Source organism: Stenotrophomonas sp. HMWF003, from assembly GCF_003061285.1.
GTDB lineage: Bacteria > Pseudomonadota > Gammaproteobacteria > Xanthomonadales > Xanthomonadaceae > Stenotrophomonas > Stenotrophomonas maltophilia_AP.
Window position 1 is genome coordinate 1 of sequence record NZ_QAIW01000145.1, and the last position, 5462, is coordinate 5462.

Annotated in this window: 4 protein-coding genes; 3 read left to right on the forward strand and 1 reads right to left on the reverse strand. The window is 67.8% G+C overall.

What is annotated here, in order from left to right:
• The 3 genes from DBR34_RS05530 to DBR34_RS05540 form a co-directional block, all read left to right on the forward strand.
• Nucleotides 1-804: transporter associated domain-containing protein (locus DBR34_RS05530; RefSeq protein ID WP_258223691.1), on the forward strand; the 804-nt coding region annotated here is incomplete at its 5' end.
• Between the two features lie 8 nt (nucleotides 805-812).
• On the forward strand, nucleotides 813-2081 hold the full coding sequence (locus tag DBR34_RS05535; protein ID WP_128096022.1) for a DUF4105 domain-containing protein: 1269 nt from the start codon (nucleotides 813-815) through the stop codon (nucleotides 2079-2081).
• 15 nt (nucleotides 2082-2096) lie between these two features.
• Nucleotides 2097-3095 carry a magnesium and cobalt transport protein CorA gene (locus DBR34_RS05540; protein WP_128096023.1) on the forward strand — a complete coding sequence of 333 codons (999 nt, stop codon included), beginning with the start codon at nucleotides 2097-2099 and terminating at the stop codon, nucleotides 3093-3095.
• Between the two features lie 324 nt (nucleotides 3096-3419).
• Here the strand turns inward: DBR34_RS05540 and DBR34_RS05545 are convergent, their stop codons facing one another.
• Nucleotides 3420-4784, reverse strand: coding sequence for an NAD-dependent succinate-semialdehyde dehydrogenase (locus DBR34_RS05545; protein WP_128096024.1), 1365 nt, complete (start codon nucleotides 4782-4784; stop codon nucleotides 3420-3422).
• Nucleotides 4785-5462: the final 678 nt, after the last annotated feature.

The window sequence follows — 5462 nt, forward strand, 5'->3', positions numbered from 1 at the left end:
GCCTTCTCCGGCGAACCCCACACCCGCGACGAGCTGGTGGCGGTGCTGCACACCGCGCACGCCGATGGGCTGATCGCTGCCGATACCCTGCGCATGATGGAGGGGGCGATTTCGGTCGCCGAACTCACCGTGGGCGACGTGATGATCTCGCGTTCGCAGATGGTGTCCCTGCCGGTCGAAGCGCCCTTCCTTGAACTGATGAAGCAGGTGGTCGAATCGGGCCACTCGCGCTTCCCGGTGCACGGCGACAACAAGGACGACATCCTTGGCGTACTGCTGGCCAAGGACCTGCTGCGCGGCGTGGTGGCCGACCACGGCCCGGCCAACGTGCGCGAACTGCTGCGCCCGGCGGTGCTGATTCCCGAAGCCAAGAAGCTCAACGTGCTGCTGAAGGAGTTCCGGCTCTCGCGCAACCACATGGCCATCGTGGTGGACGAGTACGGCGGTGTGTCCGGGCTGGTCACCATCGAGGACGTGCTGGAGCAGATCGTCGGTGAAATCGACGACGAGCACGACGAGGCCGAGGACCACACCGCGCAGATCGCCATCCAGGCCGACGGCCAGTACGTGGTGGACGCCCTGACCGCGATCGAGGACTTCAACGAGCGCTTCGGCGCCAGCTTCCCGGACGACGACTACGACACCATCGGTGGCCTGGTCACCGAGGCGATCGGCCACCTGCCCGAAACCGGCGACGAGCTCAGCCTGGACCGCTTCGTGTTCCGGGTGGCGCGTGCCGATGCCCGCCGCGTGCAGGCGTTCCATGTGACCGTGCTGCCGGCTGACACGAACAACGAGGATTGATCCACGCCATGCGGCCCCTGCTGAAGCGGTGGCCGTCGTGCCGCCTGTTGTTCCTGTGCTGGATGCTCACCCTGGCCAGCCTGCCGTTCGCGGCGCTGGCCCAGGAGGCGGCGGCCCCCGTCGCCGTGCCGGCGGCCGACGCCGCCGCGAACGCGCCGGCGGCACCGCGCATCGGCGTGGTCACCATGCAGCCCGGCGAGATCTTCTTCGAGCGCTTCGGTCACGACGCGCTGGTGGTGGTGGACCCGGTCACGGGCCAGGCCACCTCCTACAACTTCGGCTACTTCGATCCGAGCGAGCCGGACTTCATCGGCCGCTTCGTGCGCGGCGAGATGATGTACTACCTGGTGGCGCTGCCGCTGGACGAAGACATGTCGTACTACCGCCAGAGCGGCCGTGGGGCCAGCATCCAGTGGCTGGACCTGGACCCGCAGCAGGCGCACACCCTGGCCGCCTCGCTGGCCGAGCGCGCCAAGCCGGAAAACGCGCGCTACCACTACGATTACTACACCGCCAACTGCGCCACCATGGTCCGCGATGCGGTGGACCAGGCGCTCGGCGGCGGCCTGCATTCGCAGCTGTCCGGGCGATCGCGCGGCAACACCTACCGCAGCGAATCGGTGCGGCTGGCCTCGCCCTCGCCGTGGATGTGGTTGGGCTTCGACATCGGGCTGGGCCCGTTTGCCGACCAGCCGCTGTCGCGCTGGCAGGAGGCGTTCGTGCCGATGCGCCTGGCCGATGCGCTGCGCCAGTCGCGCAACAGCGAAGGCCGGCCGCTGGTACAGGCCGAGCAGGAACTGCTGCCGCACCGCATCGCCCCGGAACCCACCGAATCCCCGCGCCGCTGGTGGCCCTGGCTGCTGTGCGGCCTGCTGGTCGCCGCGGGGGTGTGTGCACTGCGCACCCGCCGACGCCTGCTGGGCGGCATCGCGCTGCCGCTGTGGCTGTTCTGCGGTATCGCCGGCGCGTTGCTGACCTACCTGTGGGGCTTCAGCGCGCACCAGGCCGCGTGGGCCAACCGCAACCTGCTGGTGCTGTCGCCACTGTGCCTGCTGTTGCTGCCCGGCGCGATCACGCTGCTGCGTGGGCGCCCCCCGCGCGCGTGGTTCCGCTGGGTGCTGTGGGCGGTGGCGCTGCTGGCGTCGCTGGGGCTGGTACTGCACTGGCTGAGCCTGCAGGCGCAGGTCAACCTGCAGTGGATCGTGCTGCTGCTACCGGTGCATCTGGCGCTGGCGTGGGCGCTGGGCCGTCGTGACGTACCTGTCACGGGCCGCTGACGCAGGATGCCGCCCATGGAAAGCACCGCACCCGTGAACCCGCCCTGCGTCATCAACTGCGTGCACTACGATGACCAGGGCAAGCGCCATGACATCAGCCTGGACGCGATCAGCGATGTGATCGAAAGCGGCAACGGCTTTGTCTGGGTCGGCCTGTATGAGCCGGCCGACAGCGTGCTGCTGAAGCTGCAGGAAGAATTCTGCCTGCACTCGCTGGCCATCGAAGACGCCCGCAACGCGCACCAGCGGCCCAAGGTGGAGGCGTATGGCAACTCCCTGTTCGTGGTGGTCACCACCGCGCAGATGGTCGATGAGCGCATTGCCTATGGCGAAACCCATGCCTTCCTCGGCCCCCGCTTCCTGGTGACGGTCCGCCATGGTGCGTCGCTGTCCTACGCCGCGCCGCGCGCCCGGGTGGAGCGTGAGCCCGAGCTGCTGCGCACGATGGGGCCGTCGTACTGCCTGTATGCGGTGCTGGACTTCGTGGTGGACAACTACCTGCCCATCACCCAGCGCTACCGCGACACCCTGGAGCTGCTGGAGAAGGACATTTTCTCGGACAGCTACAAGCGACAGACCGTGGTACGGCTGTACGAACTGAAGCGCGAGCTCAACAAGATGCGCATGGCCGTGGCGCCGCTGCAGGACATGCTGGCGCAGATCAAGCGCTACCAGGGCGAGCTGGTGCCGGACGAGGTCAAGCTGTACCTGCGCGACGTGCATGACCATGCGGTACGGATCAGCGATGTGATCGATACGCTGCGCGAGATGCTGGGCACGGCGTTGAACGTGAACCTGTCGCTGGTGACGCTGGCGCAGGGCGAGACAGTGAAGCGACTCGGTGCATGGGCGGCATTGCTGGCCGCGCCGACCCTGATCACCAGCTGGTATGGCATGAACTTCACCCACATGCCCGAGCTGGACCAGCCGTGGGCGTACCCGGCGATGATCATCGGCGTGGGTGCGATCTGCGTGGGGTTGTACCGGCTGTTCAAGCGGGTGCGCTGGCTCTGACGCGGGGTGGATGGCGCCCGTTTGGGGCTACGGCACGGGATGTACGCACGGCATGTCGGTAGTCCGGCAGCCGACCAACGGTCGGCTCTACCCCTTGGACAACGCGAGGCGTCTCGGGCAGCCGACCAACGGTCGGCTCTACCCGTTTGAGCAACGCGATGCCGGGTTGTGCCGGTGAACAACCCGGTAGTGCCGGCCGCTGGCCGGCTCCAGGCGGTGCCGGATACATGCGGGCGTCCCGAGATTTGGAGCAGCCGACCAACGGTCGGCTCCACCGGTGTGATATGGGTAGGTAGCGACCGTTGGCCGCTACGCCCCTTCAGATCAAGCCACGTACACCGTTTTGATGTTCATGAACTCATGGATGCCGTGGTCGGCCAGTTCGCGGCCGAAGCCGGAGCGCTTGCTGCCGCCGAATGGCAGGCGGGGGTCGCTTTTGACGATGGCGTTGACGAACGCCGCGCCACATTCGAGCTTCTTGGCGATCGCTTCGCCGCGCACCGCATCCGCGGTCCAGACGCTGCCCCCCAGACCGAAGGTGGTGTCGTTGGCCACGCGCAGCGCGTCGGCATCATCGCGCACGCGCAGGATGGCCGCGGCCGGGCCGAACAGCTCCTCTTCGTACGCCGGCATGCCCGGGCCGACGTTGTCCAGGATGGTGGCCGGGTAGCCGGCATGGCTGCCCGCCACGGGCTCGCCGCCGAGCAGCAACTTGGCGCCCTTGGCCACGCTGTCCTGCACCTGCGTATGCAGTTCATCGCGCAGGTCGCCGCGGGCCATCGGGGCCAGCGTGGTGTGTTCGTCCTGCGGGTCACCGTAGACGCGCTGGGCAGCGGCGGCGACGAACTTTTCCACGAAGGCATCGGCGATGGCATCGACCACGATGAAGCGCTTGGCGGCGATGCAGGTCTGGCCACTGTTGTCGAACCGCGACTTCACCGCGGCGGCGACGGTCTTGTCGAGGTCGGCGTCTTCGAGCACGACGAACGCGTCGCTGCCGCCCAGTTCCATGACGCACTTCTTGAGCTGGTCACCGGCATTGGCGGCAATCGAGCGCCCTGCCCGTTCGCTGCCGGTCAGGGTGACGGCCTTGACCCGCTTGTCGCGCAGCACGTCGGCGGCCTGGTCGTTGTCGATGTGCAGGACGTCGAACACGCCGGCGGGCAGGCCACCGTCGCGGCATACGGCCAGGATCAGGTCGGCGCACTGTGGGACGTTGCTGGCATGCTTGAGCAGGGCGACGTTGCCGGCCATGAAGGCCGGCGCAAGGAAGCGGAACACCTGCCAGATCGGGAAGTTCCAGGGCATCACGGCGAACACGCAGCCGATGGGCTCGTAGCGCACGTAGCTGCGCTGGGCCTCGGTGTCGATCAGCTGCGGCTTGAGGTAGTCGGCGGCGTGGTCGGCGTAGAACTCGCAGGCCTGCGCGCACTTTTCCACTTCGGCCAGGGCTTCGGCCTTGAGTTTGCCCATCTCCGTGGTCATGGCCCGCTGGATCTCATCCTTGCGGGTGCGCAGTTGCGCGGCGATGCCACGCAGGATGACGCTGCGCGCCTGCAGGGACTGGCCCGACCAGGCGGGAAACGCGCCTGCCGCAGCGGCCAGGCGCTGTTCGATCTGGGCGGCATCGAGCAGTTCGTGGCGGTAGGTGACCTGGCCGGTGGCGGGGTTGACGATTTCAACGGTCATCGTGGTACTCCGGAAGACAGTTCATCATTCTGCGCCCGGGGGTGTGATCCGGATGTTGCCGGGGTTGGCGGGGAGACGGGGTTGGATTGCGACATGGTGTCGCAGGTCGGGCCTGCGCGGAAAGCAACGTTTCGCTGCTACCTGTTTGGCACGCCGCGGGTGGGAGGCCGGGACACGCCGTGAATCCATCCATGGAGGCTCGCATGCGCCATCCATGGCGCATGACGGTCCCGGCCTCCCACCCGCGCCATGCCAAGACGATTGGCCGTGTCCGCACCAAGAGCAAAAGCCGGCCGACCGGTTTGATTGGGGAGAGAAGAGCAGCCGGGCAGAGCCCGGCTCTACGCGGCGCAACGCGGCAACTGCCTTACGCCGTTGCCCTGCGCCTTCAACAAAGGGGCAAGCACCCTGTCGGGCGTCGGCGTGGGTGGGTTGGCGGGACCGTTGGGCGCCATGGGTCCGGCGCATGCGCCGGACGGGTTGGGCAGGACGCCCAACCCCGGCCTTGCCGTTTGTGCAGGACTGCACAAACGCGCAAGGCGCCCACGAGCCTCCAGGGGTGAAGGCGCATTGCTTGCGAGGCACTGCCTCGCATGCGACTGAACGCACAGCCGCCAGCGGCTGGGCCGGACCGCGGAGCGGGATTCACGGCGTGTCCCGCCAACCCACCCACGCCGA